At 70.4% G+C, this 20,341-nt stretch carries 19 protein-coding genes; 15 read left to right on the top strand and 4 right to left on the bottom strand.

All coding sequences use genetic code 11. From position 1 onward, the window contains the following. Positions 1-84 precede the first annotated feature (84 nt). On the top strand, positions 85-1,668 hold the full coding sequence (locus HS104_34945) for a hypothetical protein (protein MBE7485153.1): 1,584 nt from the start codon (positions 85-87) through the stop codon (positions 1,666-1,668). A 3-nt stretch (positions 1,669-1,671) separates the two neighbouring features. Beyond that, the gene (locus HS104_34940; GenBank protein MBE7485152.1) at positions 1,672-1,962 is read left to right on the top strand and encodes a hypothetical protein; all 291 of its coding nucleotides are present in this window, start codon (positions 1,672-1,674) and stop codon (positions 1,960-1,962) included. On the opposite strand, the gene HS104_34935 is transcribed toward HS104_34940, so the two are convergent. Then, positions 1,963-3,222 (bottom strand): VWA domain-containing protein, encoded by a 1,260-nt coding sequence (locus HS104_34935; GenBank protein MBE7485151.1) that lies wholly within the window; start codon positions 3,220-3,222, stop codon positions 1,963-1,965. It lies immediately after the preceding gene. Between the two features lie 147 nt (positions 3,223-3,369). On the opposite strand from HS104_34935, the gene nadE reads away from it, so the two are divergent. Genes nadE through HS104_34910 form a run of 5 tightly spaced genes read left to right on the top strand, consistent with a single transcriptional unit; the run spans position 3,370 to position 9,190 of the window. After that, on the top strand, positions 3,370-4,338 hold the full coding sequence (nadE, locus tag HS104_34930) for an NAD(+) synthase (GenBank protein ID MBE7485150.1): 969 nt from the start codon (positions 3,370-3,372) through the stop codon (positions 4,336-4,338). A 1-nt stretch (position 4,339) separates the two neighbouring features. Beyond that, on the top strand, positions 4,340-6,325 hold the full coding sequence (asnB, locus tag HS104_34925) for an asparagine synthase (glutamine-hydrolyzing) (protein MBE7485149.1): 1,986 nt from the start codon (positions 4,340-4,342) through the stop codon (positions 6,323-6,325). After that, a complete protein-coding gene (locus tag HS104_34920) occupies positions 6,322-7,881 on the top strand; it encodes an AMP-binding protein (GenBank protein ID MBE7485148.1) in 1,560 nt (519 codons plus the stop codon). Before asnB ends, HS104_34920 begins: the two co-directional genes overlap by 4 nt. Further along, positions 7,878-8,126, top strand: coding sequence for an acyl carrier protein (locus tag HS104_34915; GenBank protein MBE7485147.1), 249 nt, complete (start codon positions 7,878-7,880; stop codon positions 8,124-8,126). Before HS104_34920 ends, HS104_34915 begins: the two co-directional genes overlap by 4 nt. Next, entirely contained in the window at positions 8,123-9,190 is a 1,068-nt protein-coding gene (locus tag HS104_34910; protein MBE7485146.1) for a hypothetical protein, read from the top strand. Before HS104_34915 ends, HS104_34910 begins: the two co-directional genes overlap by 4 nt. A gap of 1 nt (position 9,191) precedes the next feature. On the opposite strand, the gene HS104_34905 is transcribed toward HS104_34910, so the two are convergent. Together HS104_34905 and HS104_34900 are read right to left on the bottom strand one after the other, a co-directional pair. Continuing rightward, the gene (locus tag HS104_34905; protein ID MBE7485145.1) at positions 9,192-9,881 is read right to left on the bottom strand and encodes a hypothetical protein; all 690 of its coding nucleotides are present in this window, start codon (positions 9,879-9,881) and stop codon (positions 9,192-9,194) included. Positions 9,882-10,149: 268 nt separating this feature from the next. Then, positions 10,150-11,301, bottom strand: coding sequence for an alpha/beta hydrolase (locus tag HS104_34900; protein ID MBE7485144.1), 1,152 nt, complete (start codon positions 11,299-11,301; stop codon positions 10,150-10,152). A gap of 204 nt (positions 11,302-11,505) precedes the next feature. On the opposite strand from HS104_34900, the gene HS104_34895 reads away from it, so the two are divergent. The 8 genes from HS104_34895 to HS104_34860 all read left to right on the top strand — a co-directional run bounded on the left by HS104_34895 (position 11,506) and on the right by HS104_34860 (position 18,684). Further along, complete coding sequence (locus HS104_34895; GenBank protein ID MBE7485143.1) at positions 11,506-12,021, top strand: hypothetical protein; 516 nt, start codon at positions 11,506-11,508, stop codon at positions 12,019-12,021. Positions 12,022-12,053: 32 nt separating this feature from the next. After that, positions 12,054-12,983, top strand: a complete 930-nt coding sequence (locus HS104_34890) for a hypothetical protein (GenBank protein MBE7485142.1) — start codon at positions 12,054-12,056, stop codon at positions 12,981-12,983. 94 nt (positions 12,984-13,077) lie between these two features. After that, positions 13,078-14,064 (top strand): MoxR family ATPase, encoded by a 987-nt coding sequence (locus HS104_34885; GenBank protein MBE7485141.1) that lies wholly within the window; start codon positions 13,078-13,080, stop codon positions 14,062-14,064. Further along, a complete protein-coding gene (locus HS104_34880; protein ID MBE7485140.1) occupies positions 14,061-14,738 on the top strand; it encodes an OmpA family protein in 678 nt (225 codons plus the stop codon). The genes HS104_34885 and HS104_34880 overlap by 4 nt, the downstream gene beginning before the upstream one ends. Positions 14,739-15,102: 364 nt before the next feature. Then, entirely contained in the window at positions 15,103-16,662 is a 1,560-nt protein-coding gene (locus HS104_34875) for a DUF4397 domain-containing protein (GenBank protein MBE7485139.1), read from the top strand. A 14-nt stretch (positions 16,663-16,676) separates the two neighbouring features. Beyond that, positions 16,677-17,903: a glycosyl transferase family 1 gene (locus HS104_34870; GenBank protein ID MBE7485138.1), complete on the top strand. Its 1,227-nt coding sequence runs from the start codon at positions 16,677-16,679 to the stop codon at positions 17,901-17,903. After that, complete coding sequence (locus HS104_34865) at positions 17,896-18,342, top strand: DUF2141 domain-containing protein (GenBank protein MBE7485137.1); 447 nt, start codon at positions 17,896-17,898, stop codon at positions 18,340-18,342. Before HS104_34870 ends, HS104_34865 begins: the two co-directional genes overlap by 8 nt. A gap of 93 nt (positions 18,343-18,435) precedes the next feature. Further along, positions 18,436-18,684 carry a hypothetical protein gene (locus tag HS104_34860; GenBank protein MBE7485136.1) on the top strand — a complete coding sequence of 83 codons (249 nt, stop codon included), beginning with the start codon at positions 18,436-18,438 and terminating at the stop codon, positions 18,682-18,684. A 78-nt stretch (positions 18,685-18,762) separates the two neighbouring features. Here HS104_34860 and HS104_34855 read toward each other — a convergent pair whose 3' ends face one another. Then, the gene (locus tag HS104_34855; GenBank protein MBE7485135.1) at positions 18,763-19,995 is read right to left on the bottom strand and encodes a hypothetical protein; all 1,233 of its coding nucleotides are present in this window, start codon (positions 19,993-19,995) and stop codon (positions 18,763-18,765) included. Between the last annotated feature and the right edge of the window lie 346 nt (positions 19,996-20,341).

Here is a 20,341-nt window from a genome sequence, read left to right as displayed (position 1 = left end):
GGCGACGATCTAGCGCAGATTTACCCGTTTGACCCGCGTCTGCCCTTTACGGCCCCCCGGGGAAGTGACAAACCTCGACCCGAGGTGGACCCAAAAACGGCGCTCGAGCCCGGGGTGGTGATCGCGGATCGCTTCCGCATCGACGAGCCCGTTGCCTTCGCGGAGGCGGGTCCGGCGTTCCTGGCCACCGATCAGGAGTCGAAAGATCGGCTCTTGGTCTTCGAGGTGCAGCTGGCAGAGGCCGACGCGCTCCGGCCCGCGGTCGCCGTGCAGCACCCGCACCTGGGCGTCGTGGTCGGGCTGGTGGCGCACGGCGAGCGTGACGTCTTATTGGCTCAGTACGTCCCTGGGCTCTCGGTCGAGGCGTTCACGGACGGGGCGTCGCGCCTGTCCAAGGTGGACGCGGTGCGCTTCGCGCTCAGGATCCTCGACGCGCTCCTGGCGCTGCACCAAGCGGGCGCGGCGCACGGCTTCCTGCGCCCCGCCGCGGTGGTGATGGAGCCGGAGGCGCGGCCGAGGCCCGTCGTCACCTTCGCGCCATCGCTGCTGGCGCTCTCGACCTATCGCTCGCCGGAGCGCGGCGAGGCCGGTCCGCCCTCCGTGGCCGACGACTCCTGGGCCGCCGGGGCGCTCCTCTACCGCATGCTCACCGGCAAGGACCCCGCGGCGGTGGGGTACATGTCGGAGGACGAGGTCGGCGCCGCCGGCATCGACGATCCGGTGCTGCGCGCGGCGCTCTTTCACTCACTCGCCGCCGATCCGTCCAAGCGCAGCGACACGCTCCAGCCGCTCCGCCGCGAGCTGGCGCGCTGGTTCGCCGATCACGCGGGCGACGGCTCCAGTCACTCCAGCATGATGAGCCGCCCGCCGCCGCTGCCGCCGGGGCTACCCGGCTCGAGCGGCAGTGTGCCGCCCCCCGCCCCGGTGTCCGGCGCGCCGCCGTTCTCGAAGTCGATGCCGACGGAGGTCGCAGCGCGCAAGAAGACCTCGACTCCCCTCGTCTTTGCCGCGGTCGCCGCCGTGCTCGGTCTGGGCGCGGCCTGGGGCGTCTCGGCCTGGCGTTCGCGGCCCAAGGTCACGGTCATCACCACCGCCGCCCCGCAGGAGACCGGCGCCGCGGTCGCGCCCTCGGCGGTGAGCCTGGGCGAGGTCGCCGTGACCGGCGAGAGCGAGGGCGAAGGTGGCGTGGACCGCTCGCTCAGCTGCGTGGCCGCCTACTTCCCCAAGGACACCTTCAAGAAGGCGCCCGACCTGACCTGGCTCTGCGCCGAGGTCGATCCGCGAGCGGGCGGCGAGAAGCTGCGCGTCGCCGTGGTGCAGGGCGCGGCCGGCGGAGCTCCGACCGAAGCGCAGCAGCTGTTCGCCAAGCTCGGTTGGTACGAGATGGCGGCGTTCGGCATGATCCGCGCCAGCTGCTGCAACGACCCCAAGGCGCTGGAGCTCCCCGAGGCGAGCTCGGGCTGCGAGCCGCTGGCGAAGGCCATCGACGAGGTCGGCAAGGCCGTCGCGTCCAAGCAACCCATCGACGAACCGCTCTCCGCCTTCGGTAAGGCCGCCAAGTGTGAGACGGACGCGAAGAAGGCCTCGCTCTTCCGCCGCGGCGGAGCCCCGCAGCCGAACGAAGAGGCCGCGTTCAAAGACCTCATGAAGACCGTCTCGGCCCCCTGAGTCGTGTCCGTCCTCCTGCTCAGCATCGAGCTCGGGCTCGGCATCGTCGTGCCTTGGTGGATCGTGCGGCGCGACCTCCGCCGCCTGGACGACGAGCGCCTCGGCCGCGCCTGGACCGACGCGAGCTTCTGGAGCGCCATCGTGCTGTTCGGCCCGCTCTGCTTGCCGTTTCACTTCACCAAGACGCGGCGCTCGGTCCTGGGGCTGCTCCTCGGCCTGGGCTGGATGGTCGGCGCGTTCGTGACCATCGGCCTGACTTCGTCGGCCCTCGCCGCGCTCTTCGGAGTGGAGTGATCAGGAGCCCAGGCAGCCGAGCTCGATGTCGATCTTGCCGTTGGGGTCCGCCTGAATCGTGGTGCAGGAGCCGGGGCACAGCTCGATGGTCGTGGGGTTCGCGTTGTTGTCGTAGAACCAACCCGGGCCGCTGCACGCCGTCTTGTCGTTGACCTTGGGCAGCGCGGACGGCGCGCCCGAGCCCGGCGTGTAGAGCACCTTGACCTTCGAGGGCTCGATGATCCCCGCGTCCGACTTGGGCATGCCGAACGTACAGCCGATCAGCTTGCCCTGGATGTTCTTCATGGCCGCCAGGAACTGCGCCGAGCCGCCCGCCGTCGCGACGTCGAAGGCCTGGCCGCCGCCCGCGGTCGCCCAGGAGTTCAGGTTGCTGGACATGGTGGTGTCCGGATCGATGCCGATCACGAAGGTGCGAATCGACGGCGTGCCGGCGAAGCCAGCGGCGGCAGCCGCCTGAACCCCGGCCGCAGTCTCGCCGGTGCAGCCGGCGGCCCCAGGCAGGCCGTCGGTGGCCAGCACGATGGCCACGCTGTGCGACGGGTTCGCGTTCTTGTGGGCCTTCGCGAAGGTGACGGCGCCGGTCAGCGCCGACTGCGTCGGCGTCCCCACGCCGAGCACGGGTGCGTGGGTGTTCATGGTGGACTGCAGCGTGAGCGCGTGGCCGCTCGCGCTCCCCGGCAGCGGCGCCATGGCCACCAGCGGCGTGGCGTAGCTCGCGGGCAAGCACTGACTCTTCGTCGGGTGCGCGAACATCGTGAGCGCGATGCCGATGCCGGCGGTGTTCGCGCTCTGGAAGAAGGCGTTCAGCGCGTCGCGCACCGGCGGCCAGCGCAGCGGGCCGAGCGCGGGGTTGACCATCGAGCCCGAGCGGTCGAGCACCACGTAGAGGTCGAGCGGCACGAGCTCGGCCTTCACGGTGACCGCGGCGCAGGCGTCCCCGCCAGCGTCGTCGTCCACCGGACCGTCGTAGCTGAAGGAGACGTCGGGAATACCGGCGTCGCCCGCGCCACCGCCGGAGCTACCTCCGCTCGAAGAACCGCCGACGGCGCCGCCGCCCGCCGCACCACCGCTCGAGGTGCCGCCGCCCGCGATGCCCGCGGCGCCTCCGCTCGACGAGCCTCCGCTCGCCGAGCTGCCGCCCTGCCCGGTGCCCGCGCTCGCCCCGCTGCCGGCGCTGCCGCCGTCGCCGCCGGCGCTGCACGCGGCAAACATTGCTCCGAGAGCGCCCACGGTCAGGAGAGCCGTCCAAGGTCGCCGCATGCACGAAATTTCGCACGATTCGCCCCTCGGGCCAACCAAGCCTGCGCGCTCCCACGCTTCCGCGGCAGGAATTGCGCCCGCACTCGGCAGTTGGCCCGACAAATCGGCGCCTTGTTCGCTGGCACGGTCGCTGCACCGCGCCGAGCAGTGACGTTCTCCCGACACGTCCTCGCCATCGATCCCCGCGCCGTCACGGAGCAGATCGTCGAGTTCATCCGGACGAGCGTGCGCGACGTGCTCCGGCGCAAGGGTGCCGTGCTCGGCCTGTCCGGCGGCGTCGACAGCTCCGTGGTCGCGGCGCTCTCGGCGCGGGCCCTCGGCCCGGAGCAGACGCTCGGCCTGTTGATGCCCGAACGCGACTCCTCGCCGGACTCGCTGCGCCTGGCCCGGCAGCTCGCCGAGGTGCTGGGCATCCCGACGCTGCTCGAGGACGCGGAGCCCATCCTGGCCGCGGCCGGCTGCTACCGCCGCCAGGAGGAGGCCGTGCGTAGAGTCTTCCCGGAGTTCGGGCCGGGCTACCGCCTGCGCCTGACCCTGCCGTCGCTCCTGGACGGCGACCGCCTGAGCGTGACGCGTCTGAACATCGAGAGCCCGACCGGCGTGCAGCAGAGCGCGCGCATGTCGAGCACCGCCTACCTGGAGCTGGTGGCAGCCACCAACTTCAAGCAGCGCGTCCGCAAGATGCTCGAGTACCACCACGCGGATCGGCTGCGCTACGCGGTCGCCGGAACTCCGAACCGTCTCGAGCTCGATCAGGGCTTCTTCGTCAAGCAGGGCGACGGCGCCTCCGATCTGAAGCCCATCGCCCACCTGTACAAGACGCAGGTCTACGCCCTGGCCGAGTACTTGGGTGTGCCGGATGAGATCCGCTCGCGTCCTCCCACCACCGACACCTTCTCGATGGCACAGACGCAGGAGGAGTTCTTCTTCTGTCTGCCCTACGACAAGATGGATCTGTGCCTGTACGGGCACGACCACCAGATCGCCCCAGTGGAGGTCGGCGCGGCGCTCGGTCTCGCCGCGGAGCAGATCGAGCGCGTGTACCGCGACATCGAGCAGAAGCGTCGCGTCGCACAGTACCTGAGAGCCGAGCCGCTGCTCTTGGCCGGAGGCTAGCGTGTGCGGGATCGCCGGCATCGTGAACCTCGCTCCCGGGCTCCGGCCGCCCGGGCGTGACGCCATGCTGCGGATGATCGGCGCGCTGCGCCACCGCGGACCCGATGAGCTCGGCCTGTTCCGCGACGGAGAAGCCGCGCTGGGCCACGCGCGGCTCTCGGTCATCGACCTCGCGTCGGGGCAGCAGCCCATGCTCGACGAGCTCGGCTCGCAGGTCGTCGTGTACAACGGCGAGCTCTACGACTACGTCGAGCTGCGCGAGGCGCTCGCCGCCCGCGGCCACCGCTTCCGCACCCAGAGCGACACCGAGGTGCTGCTCGTCGCCTGGCGAGAGTGGGGCGAAGAGGCCTTCCATCGCTTCAACGGGCAGTGGGCCTTCGCCCTCTGGGACGGCCTGGAGCGCCGCCTGGTCTTGTGCCGCGATCGCATGGGCGTGCGCCCGCTGCACTACCTCACGCACGCCGGGCGCCTGTACTTCGCCAGCGAGGTCAAGGCGCTCTTCGCGGCCGAGCCGGCCATCGTGCGCGAGCTCGACCCCGTCGGCATCGAGCAGACCTTCACCTTCTGGAGCAGCGTGAGCCCGCGCACTGTGTTCCTGGACGTGAGCGAGCTGGAGCCCGGGCACGTGCGAGTCTACGCAGGTGGAGAGGTGACTGACCGCGCCTGGTGGACCCCTCGCTTCGCTCCGTCGCTGCGCTCCGAGCGACCGAGCATCGAGGACAGCCTGGCGCAGGTGAGCGACGCGCTGACGCACGCCACCACGTTGCGCACGCTGCGCGCTGACGTACCGGTGGGGAGCTACCTCTCCGGCGGGCTGGACAGCTCGCTGGTCGCGGCGCTGGGCCAGCGGGCGAAGGGCGAGGGCTTCCACACCTTCTCCATCCGCTTCGAGGACGCCGAATACGACGAGACGGCCTACCAGAGCCTGATGGCCGAGCGCTTGGGCTCGACCCACCATCGGCTCACGGTCTCGGCGTCGGACATCGCCCGGGCTTTCCCCGACGTCGTGCGCCACGCCGAACGCCCACTCTTGCGCACCGCGCCCGCGCCGCTGTTCCTGCTCTCGCGCGAGGTCCGGCGCGCGGGAATCAAGGTCGTGCTGACCGGCGAGGGCGCCGACGAGGTCTTCGCCGGCTACGACCTGTTCCGCGAGGGCAAGATCCGCCGCTTCTGGGCCAAGCGTCCCGAGTCGAAGCAGCGGCCGCGGCTGCTCGAGCGCCTGTACCCCTACCTCGGCCGTTCGCCGGTGGCGCAACGTCGCATGGCGGAGCACTTCTTCGGGCAGGACCTGGCTGCCGCGCACCAGGCGGGCTTCGCACACCAGACGCGCTGGCGCACGACGCGCGCGCTGCGCCGACTCTTGACCCCGGAGCTGGCCGCCCGCGTGGACCGCGACGTCGTGAGCGAGCTCTTGTCGTCGCTGCCACCGGACCTTCCAACCTGGTCGCCCCTCGCGCAGGACCAGTACCTGGAGATGCGCACGCTGCTCGCCGGTTACCTGCTCTCGTCGCAGGGCGACCGCATGCTCATGGCCCACTCGGTAGAAGGTCGCTTCCCCTTCCTCGACCGCGACGTGATCGAGCTCGCGGCCTCCTTGCCCGACTCGGCGAAGCTCTCGGTGCTCGACGAGAAGCACGTGCTCAAGCGCATGGCGAAGGAGCTGGTTCCGGCCGAGATCGTCCGGCGCGTGAAGCAGCCGTACCGCGCTCCCGACGCCGCCGCGTTCGTGGCGGAGGGCGCGCCCGATTGGATCGACTGGGCGATGAGCCCGTCGGCGCTGGCCGCGTCCGGCGTCTTCGATCCGGCGGTGGTTTCCCGGCTTTGGGCGAAGTGCCGCGAGCACCGCGGCGAACGCTTCTCGAACACCGACAACATGGCCGTTGTGGGCGTGCTCTCGACACAGCTCTTGCACGAGCAGCTCATCCGCTCGCCGCCCCAGCACGCCCCGGTCGAGCTCTCCACGCTGATCGAACGGGTGCCGCCATGACCGAGCTTCAGTCCGCCGTACCGCTCCTGCACGACTACCTCCGGAGCTCGGCCCGGCGCGCGCCCGACAAGATCGCCCTGATCTGCGATCGCCAGCGCTACAGCTACGACGCGCTGGAGCGCGCCTCGAACGCGCTCGCTCACGCCCTCCTGCGCCGCGGAGTCGTGCGGGGCGACCGCGTGATCGTCTACGTGGACAACGGGGCCGAAGCCGCCATCGCCTTCTGGGCCGTGCTGAAGGCCAACGCCGTGGTGAGCATCGTCGGCACGCAGACGAAACCGGACAAGCTCGCTTACCTCTTGTCCGACTGCCGGCCCAGCGCGCTGATCGTGGATCAGCGTTCGCTCGGGAGCATCGCCGACGTGGTCCGAGCCTGCCCGTACCTTCGCACGGTCGTGGTCAGCGGTCGCGTCGGCTCCCTCGACGCCGTCCCGAACGCAGTGGCGTGGGCCGACGCCCTCCGCCCGGAGCCGGAGCAGGAGCCGCCCCTGCGCTCGGCGATCGACGTAGACCTCGCCGCGATCATCTATACCTCCGGCTCCACCGGCGATCCCAAGGGCGTGATGCTGACGCACCGGAACATGCTGACGGCGGCCACGTCCATCAGCACCTACCTGGGTATGCGCGAAGACGACGTCGTCCTCGGCGTGCTGCCGCTGTCGTTCGACTACGGGCTCTACCAGATGATCATGTGCTTCAGGCTGGGCGCGCGCCTGGTGCTGCTGCGCTCGTTTGCCTACCCGGCAGAGGTGCTGAAGACGGTCGGAGCCGAGTGCGTGACCGGCTTCCCCGGCGTGCCCACGCTCTACGCGATGCTGGCAGAGCTGAAGGGCACCGAAGACTTCGACCTCCGGAGCGTGCGCTTCGTGACCAACACCGCCGCCGCCCTCGAGGCGAAGCACATCGCGGCCATCCGCCGCCTGTTCCCCGGCGCGCGCATCTTCTCCATGTACGGGCTCACCGAGTGCAAGCGGGTCTCGTACCTGCCACCGGAGATGCTCGACGAGAAGCCGGACAGCGTGGGCATCGCCATCCCGAACACGGAGCTCTGGATCGTGGACGAGAACGACCGGCGGGTGGGTCCCGGCGTGGTCGGTCAGCTGGTGGTGCGCGGAGCCACGGTGATGCGCGGTTACTGGGACAAACCGGTGGAGACCGCCAAGAAGCTGCGCCCGGGCCCGCTGCCCGGCGAGCTCGTGCTCTACACCGGCGACTACGCGAAGCTCGACGCCGAAGGCTTCCTCTACTTCGTCGGCCGCATGGACGACATCATCAAGACCCGCGGCGAGAAGGTGGCGCCCAGGGAGGTGGAGCGGGCGCTCTCGGCCATCCCCGGCGTCAAGGAGGCCGCGGTGATCGGTGTGCCGGACGAGATCCTGGGGCAGGCGGTCAAAGCGTTCGTCGCCCTGGAGCGCGGCGCCGAGCTCCGGCCCGCCGACGTCACCCGCGAGTGCCAGAAGCGGCTCGAGGGCTTCATGGTGCCGAAGTACGTGCAGATCGTGGACTCGCTCCCCAAGAGCTCGAACGGGAAGATCATCAAGGTGGGACTCCAATGACCGACGTCCGACAGTCGCTCCGCGCGTTCATCCGAGCGAACTTCTACCTCGCCGACGGCCAAGAGCTGCCCGACGACGCATCACTGCGCGATCTCGGCGTCGTGGACTCGACGGGCGTGCTCGAGCTGGTTTCGTTCCTGGAGCAGGAGCACGGCATCAGCATCGAAGACTCCGAGCTCTTGCCGGAGAATCTCGACTCGATCGAAGCCATCGTGCGCTTCGTCGAGGTGAAGAAGGGCGCATGAAGAGCCCGGCGACCTACGCCGTGCGCGAGGCGGAGCCGCGGTCGGTCGCCGGCGACGTCGCGCGGATCTGGCAAGAGAACCTCACGCTCGCGATGGACTCGCGGGCTCGCTGCGACTGGGTGTACGAGGCCGCGCCGGACCCGCCGGCTCGGGTGCTCGTGCTCGACGCCGCCATCGCAGGAGCCGACCCCGTGATCGTGGGGACCGCCGGCATCGCTCGGCGCCGCTTTCAGGTGGGGACCGAGCAGCGCTCGGCGGGACACCTGGTGGATCTGGCGGTCGCCCCCGCGCACCGGGCGCTCGGCCCGGCGCTCTCGCTGGTGCGCGAGGGGCGCCGCCTCGCCTTGGTCGGCCACGACTTCGCCTACGGCTTCCCCAACGCGAAGGCGCGCGGGGTGTTCCGCCGCGCCGGCTACGCCGCGCTCGGTCCCGTGACCCGCTTCGCGCGCGTGCTGCGTCATCGGCCCTACCTGGAGCGGTACCTGGGCGCCACGCCGCTCGCGTCCGCCGGCGGCGTGCTGCTCGACCGAGCGCTCTCGCTCTGGCTCGCTCCGCGGCGACTGCGCACGGCCCTACTCTACCGCCTCGACCTCGCTGACGAACCGGACGCGCGCTTCGACGAGCTGTGGCAGCGCTGCAAATGCGAGTACGACGTCGTCTCTTGGCGCGGCGCAGCGCTGCTCCGCTGGCGCTTCCTCGGGGGGCATCGCGGGCGGCGCCGCTTCGCCACGCTCACGCGGAGAGGCGAAGCTCGCGTGCTCGCCGCGTACGCCGTGGTCGAGACGCAAGGGACGACTGCGCACATCCGCGATCTGTTCGGCGACCAGGCCTCGCTCGGGCCGCTGCTCGATCTCTTGCTCCCCCGCCTCCGCGCCGACGGCGCGTCGAGCGCTTCGTTCATGTGCCTCGCCTCGGCGGAGATCGGCGAGCTGCTCCGAAGCCGTGGCTTCAGCCCGCGCGAGCAGGAACGCGTGTTGTTCTACGACTCGGCCTCCGCAGAGCTCGCGCGCACGCTGGCCAATCCCGAGCGCTGGTACGTGACCGATCTGGACGACGACAGCTGAGTCAGGGCCCGACGATGGTGTACGTGCAGTGCCCGTCGGGGCCACAGTAGGGCAGGATGGACTTCGGGTAGGGCGGCGGCGCACAGGGCGGGCACGCGCCATCGTTCGGGTTGCACACCTCGGCCTCGAGGCTCTTGTCCTTGTTGTAAGCGACGAGCTGATCGGGGTTCCCGCCGCCACAGTCCTCGCAGCAGTCGCTGCCCCAGCGCACGCGGCAGTCCGAGTCCGACTGACAGGCACTGAGCGAGTCGTCGCGCAGGTTGACGGCGGTGCACTGTCCCGCTCGACACAGCGCCAGGTAGTTGGGGTTGTCGAAGGAGACGCAACCCGGACACGCGATGTCGCCGGGGCAGAGCGCGGCCTCGAATTCGTTCAGCTTGGTCTCGTTCACGGCAGTGAAGCCGCCGAGGGGCGCGTTCGGGTCGCAATAACCGCCGCAGCAGTTGGTGGCGAAGAGCTCGCAGGTCCCCGGCGCGCTGCATGCCGTCAGGCCCGAGACGTTGCCGGTGCCGCCCGCGCTGCTGCCGCCGCTGCTGCTGCCGCCGCTGCTGCTGCCGCCGCTGCTGGTCCCACCCGTGGTGGCGCCTCCGCTGCCGCCGGCACCCCCGGACTTGCCGTCGCTCGAGGTGGAGCCGCCGCAGGCCACCGCCGCCCCGAGTCCAACCAAGAGCCCCAATAGGATGCCTCGCATGCTCCGGTATTACCCCGTGACCTCCGTTGCGTCGACCGTTCGGACTCGGGTCTTGCTCTTCGGCGCCCTGCGTTCGCAGCCACGCCCTGCGTTCTTCAGGGTTCTTGTCGGGACGCGGACAGGAGACGCTCGGCGACAACTCCCACCTGGCGGCGGGAGTGCGCCGGCCTCGCCGGTGTTCTCTTGGGTCTCGACCTCAGCGGCGGATCGCGACACCCGAGGGTGCTTCCTTCGGTCGTCTGCTCGTGCCAAGACAGCGAAAGTCGAGTCAGAACAGCTCGCGCACCCGCCCGCCTGCGGCGAGCACGCGCGCGATCTCGAGCAGCGTCCCCGCCTCCCGCGCCAGGGCCGCCGGCGTCGGGCGACCGGCAGCGGTGTGGCCGTACAAACCCGTCAGCAGGAGCCGCGAGGGCACGCGCCCGGCCACCGCAGCGTGCAACTTCTCGGCTTCGTTCCAGGGGATCACGTCGTCGTCGCGGCCGTGACACACCACCAGCGGACACGCCAGCTCGCCCAGCGCGGGCCGCGGGCTCGCGAAGTGGATGGCCTCGGCGGCGCGCGCGAGGGCGGCCTCCACCAGGCCGGGGCCGCCGGGTCGCACACCACAGCCAAGCAGAAACAAGTCGCGTTGCGCTTCCGGCACGCGTTCGAGCAACGCCTCGGCGAACGGCGCGAGCCGTCCCGGCGCCTTGAGCTCCATGCGCCCCCAGGTCCGGTAGGTCATCTCGCGCCAGGCTTCGGCCAGAGGGGCGTGATCGCGCTCCGGCACTTCGAGCCACGGCAACAGGTTCAGGAACAACGCCGGCGGGTTCAGCGGATCGCTCGCGAGCTGCACGTCCCCTTCCGGCCGCCGCATCACGCCGTCGACGCAGAAGCGTACCGCAGCGTCGAAGTCCGCGTAGCCGCCGAAGGTGACCACGGCATCGACGTGCTCCGGCAGGCGAGCCGCGACCGCCAGCGCGGGCCACGAGCCGAACGAGATGCTGAACAGCGTGAAGCGCTCGCCCGGCTCGAGGTGTCGGCCGAGCTCCTTCGCGACGAGCTCGAGATCGTCGACGGCGGACCCGTGCACGACGAGCTCGGCGTAGGTGGGCAGGATTGGCGCCACCACGCGGAAGCCGGCGTGCGCCAGGATGCGACAGAAGCGCTCGAGCCGCGGGTCGTCGGGCCCGTCGAAGTGCAGCCCGGGCGCGACCAGGAAGGTACCCGAGCGCTCGCCCCGAGGCTGGAACACCCGCGCTTCGAGTCGCGTGGGCTGGCCCGACCTCGGCCGCGAGCCCTTCGAGCGCGCGCGGCGGCCCGGGACATCGCCCTCGCGAAGGACCCAAGTCTCCCGCCGGATCCCGCGCGGCAGCGCCCGGGGCGGCGCCCAGGGCCCGAGCCACTCGAGCAGCGCGAGGAGCCCTCGGAGCCGACCCACCTGCATCGTGCATGGGGCTAGCATCGCCCTCGCCTCCGCGAAAGCGGAGTCATTCTGGGAACATCCCCCGCGGGGTTGCGCCAGGCCGAAATCCGCGTGAAGAGGCCGCGCGGTTAGTGCGTCCAACGTGGGTCGGGACGGCCGTCCGGGCCGTTCCGCCATCGAGCCGGCGGTCGGCCGGCCCCATCGCTGGAGGGACCATCCATGCGCGTGCTGAAAGCCACGATCCTAGCTGCCATCGTCGCGTTGCCGTTGGTGTCTGCCGCGGGGCAACAGCCCCCGAGCTCGCTCGAGCCTCTGCGCCGCGGCACCGTCAGCCTGTCGCACGAAGCCACCCGCGTCACCGCCTGCACAGCCAAGGTGGAGCAGCAGAAGCTCTCCTGCGTGCCCACGCGGCAGGCCGCGGACTCCTCGACCACGTTGACCTTGAAGCCCGTGGCAGGCAACGACGTCGCCAGCAAGGACCGGCGCGAGGCCCAGCAGGTCGCGCTGCCGAAGGACGGCACTCAGGTGCAGAAGCTCGAGCTGGGCGTCGGCATCTGGGAGATCGAGTGGCCGGGTCGCTCGGAGAAGGATCGCTTCTTCGTCGCCGAGCGCGACGAGTTTGCGGTAAAGCTTCGCACCGAGATCGGCGCCTGCCAGAAGGCCAAGGACGAGTGCCGGCTGAAGACGGACCGGACCCAGCTCACGGTCAACATCCCCCAACGCTGCCGTCGTTGAACGCGAGCAGCACAGAAAGCGACCCTACGACGATGAAACGCCTGTTCGTGTTGGCGCCGGCCTGCGTGCTCGGCTCACTGCTCGCGCTCGGCGCGTGCGCAGCCTCGGAAGACACCACGGGAGGCGGCGGCTCGGCCGGCTTCGGCGGCAGCGCCGGGAGCGACGGCGGCGGCAGCGGTGGCATGGGCGGCAGCGGCGGCAGCGGTGCAACCGGCGGTGCCGGCGGCTCGGGCGGAGCCAGCGGCGCGGACGGCGGCGGCGGCACCGGCGGCGCGGACGGCGGCGGCACCGGCGGCACCGGCGGCACCACGAGCGACGCGGGGACCACGACCATCACCGGCAGCATCGTCGGCCTGGTGAGCGGCGCTGCAGTCTCGGATCTCCAGGTCTGCCTCTACCAGAACCCCGCGGTGACCTGCGTGAAGACGGACACGACCGGCGCCTACGCATTGAGCGGCGTGCCCGCGAATGCGGAGGTGTTGCTCGAGTACACCAAGGCGAGCTTCCTGCCGACGCTGGTCACGGTAAAGACGGTGGCCGGCCCGATGAGCGTCGGCCAGTTCATGGCGCCGACGGTTGCCGAGGCGAACGCGCTGGCGTCGCTGGTCGGCATCACCATCGACCCGACGAAGGGCCACATCTTGACCACCGCGTTCCAGGGCGCGCCGGGCAGCTTCACGGGTCAGGACAACGTGACCAACTCGATCACGCCGAAGTCCGGCTCCGGTCCCTTCTACCTGAACGCGAGCAACGTCCCGGACACGAACCTCACCGTGACCAGCACCTCGGGCATCGGACTGTTCGCCAACGTGAGCCCCGGCGACGTCGAGGTCTCGATGGCGCACTTCACCAAGACCTGCCAGCGGCTCAGCACCTCGTGGGCCGGATCGACGGCGGCGGCGTCGAAGGTCAAGGTCGTGGCCGGCTACCTCACCGGCGGCGCCGGCCTTCAGTGCCCCTGAATCACCGGTGCTGCGACGTACCCCGGGGAATGCCCCAGTCAGCCCGATTGTCTCGGGCTCGCCGGTCGCGGTATAGGCCCAGGCCCGAGGATTCATGCAGGACGTCCGCGCACTGAACGAGCTGGTCGCGAAGGAGAGCGCCTTCATCGACGACCTGATGGCCGAGGTCGGCAAGGTCATCGTCGGCCAGAGCTACATGATCGAGCGCATCCTGATCGGCCTGCTCGCGGGCGGTCACGTGCTGCTCGAGGGCGTGCCGGGTCTGGCCAAGACGCTGACGGTGCGCACGGTCTGCGAGGCCATCCACGCCAGCTTCTCGCGCGTCCAGTTCACGCCCGATCTCCTGCCCGCCGATCTCATCGGCACGGTCATCTACGACCAGAAGCGCGGCGAGTTCTCCAGCAAGCTCGGCCCCATCTTCGCGAATCTGGTGCTGGCCGACGAGATCAATCGCGCTCCGGCCAAGGTGCAGAGCGCCTTGCTCGAGGCGATGCAGGAGCACCAGGTCACCATCGGCGACACCACGCACAAGCTCCCCGACCCGTTCGTGGTCATGGCCACGCAGAACCCCATCGAGCAGGAGGGCACCTACCCGCTGCCGGAGGCGCAGATCGATCGCTTCTTGCTCATGATCAAGGTCGGCTACCCGAGCCGGGAGGAAGAGCGCTCGATCATGGATCGCATGACGGGCGTCGTGCAGGCGACGGTCAAGCAGACCACCACCCCGGACCAGCTCAAGGAAGCCCGCAAGGTCGTGCGCGAGGTCTACATGGACGACCGCGTGAAGGACTACATCGTGGACGTGGTCTTCGCGACGCGAGAGCCGCAGAAGAAGGGCATGAAGGAGCTCGCCCCCCTGATCGAATACGGCGCGAGCCCCCGCGCTAGCATCGCGCTGAACCTCGCCGCCCGCGCCCACGCCTTCCTCCGCCACCGCGGCTACGTCACCCCCGAAGACGTGAAGGCCATCGGGCCCGACGTGCTCCGCCACCGCATGGTCCTCTCGTATGAGGCTGAGGCCGAAGAGGTCACCGCGGAGCAGATCGTCCGGCGGGTGTTCGAGGTGGTCGAGGTGCCGTGAGCCGCGCGCTCCGGCCGTGCAGGAGCTGCTCGCGTCACCTGCGCGACGGACACCCGACCTGTCCGTTCTGCGCTGCTTCGGAGCCGCTCCGCGACGTGCCGGAGCTTCGCGCTCCGTCGGTACGCCTCTCTCGCGCCGCGCAGCTCGCGTTCACGGTGACTCTCGGGGCGGCGGCCTGCTCGCCCGCGCCACGGCCCGGGACGGCCCAGCAAGGCCAGAAGGCTCCGAGCGACGCAGGGCCCGAGCGGCTCGCGGACGCGAGCGAATCGGTCGTGGCGGATGCGTCTCTGGACGGCCCGCAGATCGACGCGGCGGCTCTCGTGCCCATCTACGGCGAATCCACGCCGATGATCCTCACCGTGATTCCGTTCGCCCCGGAGAGCGCCGCGTTGAGCACGGACTCGGAGACCACGCTGGACGCAGTCGCGGAGGTGCTCCGCGCGCATCCCTTCGTCGTGGAAATCGAAGGGCACGCCGATTCGTCCGAGCGACTCGGCGGGCTCGGAAGAGCGCGAGCGGAGGCCGTGCGCCGTCGGCTCGTGGCCCTGCGAGTGCGCCCCGGTGCCCTCCGCGTCAAAAGCTACTCCGCGAAGCGGCCGCTCGCGCCGAAGCGTCCCGACCTGAACGCCCGCGTGAGTTTCCGGATCGTCGAGGTCGACGGCGCGCCGCCGTGAGCGGACCGCGGCAGCGTAGTTGGGCCGCGACCCATGGCGAGCGCTGACACGCGTTGCGCTCGCCTCCGGCGCCACAATCTCGCGTGGATGCCGCGCTTTTGGTGCAGGTGGAGCGAACGCTCGCCGGCGACTCCCGAGAGCTTCGAGGACAAGCACCCATGCCCCAACTGGCCCCCTGTACGCGCGGCGGAGGTCCCCCCGCGAGGTCGTGCGCCCTCGATGCATCTACTGAAGCGATGGCCTCAACAGGCCCTCCCAGGAGGATCGTGCCGCCCTGACCCCTCGCTTCGGCAGGACCCGGTGTGCCCCGGGGGTTGACGAATTAATGTCTAAGTTTAGATTAGACATTAATTCGGAGGTGAGCATGCTTTCTCGCGCGCGCAAGAACCAAGGTTTCATCAGCAATATCTTCATCTTGTCGGCAATCCTGGCGGCCTCGGCCCTCGCTCTTGCGGGCTGTGGTGACGACGACGATGGCGGGGGTGGCAACGGCGGCTCAGGCGGCTCGGGCGGCTCGGTCGGCGGCACCGGCGGCACCGGCGGCACCGGGGGCATGGCGGGCATGGCCGGAACCGGTGGCGGAGACGGCGGAACACAGATGGCGAAGCTCCGCGTGGTGCATGCCTCGTCTTCGGCGCCGGCGGTCGATCTCTATCCCGCGGGGGGCTCGACGCCCATCGTCACGAACCTGGCCTACGGCAAGGCGACCGACTACCTGGAGCTGCCGCCCGGCAAGCTCGAAATCGACATTCGTGCAGCTGGCTCACCCGCTAGCGGAGCACCCGTGTTCACCACACCCGAGCTGTCCCTCGCGGCGAACGAGAAGTACACGGCAATCGCAGCCGGCGACATCGGCTCCTCCAAGGACGAGGACGGGTTCCGCGTGCTCGCGCTCGAGGAGGGCTTTGGCGCTCCGGCTTCCGGCAACGCCCGAGTCCGCATCGTGCATGCGAGCTTCGACGCGCCGACGGTGGACATCGACGTCGGCAACGACGACCCAGCCAACGCCGAGATCGAGGGGCTCGCGCGCTTCGCAGACACCGGCGCGAGCGGTGTGGACCTACCCGCCGGTGCGGCGGCTCAGGTGGGCATCGCGGCGGGAGGGAAGACGGTCACCGCGTTCACGACGCCGCCGCTCCCCGCTGGCGCCGAGCTCTTCGTGATCGCGGCCGGTCAGCTCGGCAAGCTCGCGCGCGAGGAGGCGGGCTTCCAGCTCATCGCTGTGCTCCCCTCGGGGGGCGCGACGGTGGCGATCAAGCAGAACCCTCGCGTGTACGCGCTGCACGCCTCGCCCGACGCCGGGAACGTGGACATCTACTCGGGCACGACCGAGCTCGTGGACAACGCCGGCTTCGGCGCCATGGCGCCGCTCCAGGTCCCGCCTGGGACGTATTCGCTCGACTTCTTCCCGGCCCAGGCCGGCCCGACGCCGAAGCCCTCCGCCGCGCCCGCGGCCAGCGCAACGACCCCGGCGCTGGAGGCCGGGCAATCGTACCTGGCCATCGCCGCCGGCGAGCTCACCGCCACCACCCCCACGTTCGGATTGATCGCGCTCCAGGAGGGCTTCGCCCTCGATGACTCCGCGAAGGGCCGGGTGCGCGTGGTCCACGCGAGCGGTAACGCCCCTGCGGTGGACATCGGCCCCGCGTCGGGGGGGAACGTCACCACGAAGGTGCTCGCGAACGTGAAGTACGAGGACGCTTCGCCCGCCGAGGGCCTGAGTCTCGACCCTGGCGCGCTCACCTTGGGTGTCGCGGCCACCAGCTCACCCGCGACCGTCGCCGAGTTCCCGCTCACCATCGCCGCAGGTCAGCGCACCTTCGGCATCGCCGCTGGCAAGCTCGGAGGCACGAGCAACGCGTTCCAGCTCCTCGCTGTCGACGCCAAGTCGTGGACGGTCGGGGCCGTCCAGAGCACCAAGTGAGGCGCGGGGCTCGAGTGGCTGACCTCACCGCGCTCTTCGTGTCGGAGAGCGTGACCCTGGCGCAGGTCGTCCGCCTCGCGGTGCTGGCTCGCGCCGTGCCGCCGGAGGTGCGAGTGGTCTTCGCGGCCTCCCGCTTCGACCCGCTGGTCTTCGACGGGCTCGTCGCCGAACGCATCTCGGTGACGAGCCCGCCGGCGGACAAGGTGCTCCGTGCCGTGGACGAGGGGCGACCCTTCCACGACGTCCGTAGCCTGGAAGCCGCCATCGAAGAGGATCGCGAGGTGCTGGCCCGGGTCAGGCCGGACGTGGTGGTCGGGGACTTGCGCCCGTCCCTGGCCATCAGCGCGCGCCTGGCGAAGGTGCCGTATGCAAACCTGATCAACGCCTACTGGAGCCCCCACGCCGTGCGAGACCGTATCCCCATGCCGGACCATCCCATCGTTTCACTGGTCGGAGTGGCGCGCGCGGAGCGCTACTTTCCGCGTGCGCTGCCCAAGGTGTTCGCCCACTTCGCCGAGCCGTTCCGCGCAGTGCGGCGCCGGCATGGCGTCGCCGACATCCAAGACCTGTTCGAGCTCCTGCTCGACGGGGACCACGCGTTGTTCCCCGACGTGCCGGTGCTCGCGCCGCTGCGGCAGAAGCGGCAAAACGAGCACTACCTGGGCGCCATTCCCTGGCAGCCTCCCGGCGCACCGCCGGGGTGGTGGGCGGAGCTCGATCCCGCCCGGCCGGTGGTCTACGTCACGCTGGGCTCCTCCGGCAAGGTGCAGCGCCTGCCGCTGGTGCTCGAAGCGCTGGCGGACCTGCCCGTGCAGGTCGTGGTGGCCACGGCCGGGCGCACGGAGCTCACCTCGCCGCCGTCCAACGTGCGCTGGGCAGAGCTCCTTCCGGGTGAGCTCGCCGCGAGTCGAGCCGCGGTGGTCGTCTCCAACGGCGGCAGCACCACGGGCTACCAGGCGCTGGCAGCGGGCAAACCGGTGGTGGGAATCGCCTCGAATCTCGATCAGTACCTGGCGATGGACGCCATGGCGCGAGCCGGTGTCGGGATCTTGCTGCGAGCGGGGACCTTGCGCGCCGCCGAGGTGAAGCGAGCGGTCTCGCGGGCCTTCGAGGACGCCGCGCTGAAGGCGCGCGCCGCCGGAATCGGCAGGGAAATCGCGCGATACGACGCACGCGCGCGCTTCGTCGCCTGGCTCATGGACGTCTGTCACCTGCCTACGATAGAGGTCCGCCATGCGTGAACGGGTCCTGCTCTTTGCCCTGGCGATAACGCTCTTGGCAGACGCGGGCATCGCCGCGCCACCTCCGGCCCCGAGCGTGGTGACCGTGGTCGCCACGGGGCTCCGCAACGACAAGGGACAGGTCGTGTGCGCGCTGTTCGCCTCGGACAAGCACTTCCCCGACGGCGAGCACGCGCTGAGGGGGGACATCGTCAAGGTCGCGAGCCGACGTGGAACGTGCCGATTCGCGGGCGTTGCGCCCGGCACCTATGCCGTGGCGCTGTTCCATGACGAGAACTCGGACAAGGTGCTGAACACCTTCCTGGGTATCCCGCGCGAGGGCTTCGCCTTCTCGCGCAACGCACCTCCTTCGACCTTCGGCCCGCCGAAGTTCGCGGCAGCGGCGTTTCGCGTCGTCAAGGGCGACTACACTTTGACCGTGTCGATGCGCTACATGTGAGCGTCGCTCGTCCGCGCGACCATCCGTTCTCTCTATGGATCGCTGAAATATTTGCTGTTCGACGAATGCGACCGCGCGACCCACGCTCCGTGCATGAACGCGAACGCAGCCCTCGTCTTGGCAATCGAGAAGAACGAGCTCCGCTTCTGGACCTTCGCTCGGCGTGTCCTGGAGCGCTGGCGCGAGACGGCCGGAGGCGAGCTGGATGGGGCCGTGCGTTGGGCGGACGACGCCCTGCGGGCGCGGCATGAGGAGATCGCGTACCTGTCGAGTAGGGTGCGGGCGGGGAGCTCGCGCCCGCCCGCGCGCGAGCCTCGCGGGTCGGCGACAGTCGCCGCGTGAAGGCGAAGCGTGCTCGGAGCGGAGCACGACACTCGCTCCCGAGGGCGTCCCCTCTCGATGACGTCCGCTCGACGGCGCTCATGGGGGCGAAGGCGGGGAGCGTCGCCTGCGCCGGCGCGCCACGAACCCGAAGAGCAGACCGAGCGCCCATGCGCCGACGCCCGCGCCACGCGGGCGCGTGCGACAACCGCAGCCGCCGTCGTCCTCGGAGGTCGTCCCGCCGTTCGCGGGCGCGCCGCCGCTCGAAGCGCCACCCGATCCGCCGGCCGCGCCGGTGCCGGCGTTGCCTCCGCCGCTCCCGCCCGCGCCAGCGCCACCACCAGGTGCGCCGGCAGCGCCGCCGCTGGCGCTCGACCCGCCGGAGCCGCCGCCGCCGGCGCTGCCTCCGGCGCCGCCGGTCCCGCCGGCTCCAGCATCCGGCCCCGAGCAGTCGGGCACCGGGCTGCCGATGGAGATGGAGCCGGCCACCGAGAGCTTCGCGATCACCAGGCTCTCCGGGAGTGAGAGCCCCGGCACCGTGAATTTCTTGATGAACGTACCGTCGTAGGCGAGCTCGAAGACCTCGTGGGTGCCGAACGAGGCGACGAGCAGGTGACAGCCAGCGGTCAGCACGATGCCGGTGGGCTGCACCAAGCCGGGCGGCGAGTAGGTGCCCACCAGGTTCCGCGCCGCGTCGAACTTGAGCACCTTGTTCTGCGTGAAGGCGGAGACGAAGACGTTGTCGTCGGCGTCGACGACCATGTCCTCGTGTTTGCTGCTGCCTTGCCCGAACTCCTGAATGAGCGCGCCCGTCGTGGGGTTCAGCTCCCGCACGCCGCGCGTCCCCGAGAAGTCGGCGAGCAGCACGTTGCCCTTCATGGAGAAGTTGACGTTACCGAGGCTCACGTAGGAGCTGTCGCTGACCAGCACCTGTTGATCGCCGCCGTCGTTCTTCCAGCTCGCGACGGTGCCGTTGCCGGGGTTCGCGCTGGCGAACAACCGGCCGGCGGCGTTGAAGTTCAGGCTCTCCACCTGCGGTGCGAGCACCGCCGCGGTGCTCCAGGTGGTGACCTGCGTGCCCGCGGCGTCGAACACCACGATGCGGTCGTTGCCGGTGTCCGCGACGTAGATGCGGTCCGACGGATCGAAGGCCATACCGTTCGGCACGCTGAGCCCCGCGCCGTCGAACCAGCTCTTCACGTAGGTGAGGTTCTCGTCCAGCTCGAGCACGTTGTTGCCACCACGGTTGGTGATGAAGACGTGGTTCGCGTCGTAGGCTCGGGCGGTGCCGGATACCGCGACGAGCGCCAGAGCGGGGAGGATGGACCGCATGCCCGAGTGTAGCGCCCTTCGGCCTGACACCGGCGGCCACAATCACGACAGCAACCCCCTGCCAAAGGCCAATGTCCAAGGGCGCGGCGCTCGCTTTCGTCCGAGCTCGCTCGCCCTGGCCCGGCGCGACGACGCGCACCGTAGCCCAGCGCTCGTGGTGCTCGAGAGCTCGATCGTTCCTCTGCCGATTGGTGGGACGCACTGATTTGGCTAGTCTCTGGTTCCATGTTCGCGCGGTGGACACGCCCTCTGACGGCTTCGCTCGTTCTCGTTGCCCTGTCTCCGGGCCTGGCCCGCGCGGAGCGGCATCGCCTACGGTCCATCCGGAACGACTCCGTGGACCTCG

This window comes from Polyangiaceae bacterium, from assembly GCA_015075635.1.
Classification (GTDB): domain Bacteria; phylum Myxococcota_A; class Polyangia; order Polyangiales; family Polyangiaceae; genus JADJKB01.
This window is presented reverse-complemented; position numbering and strand designations above follow the sequence as displayed.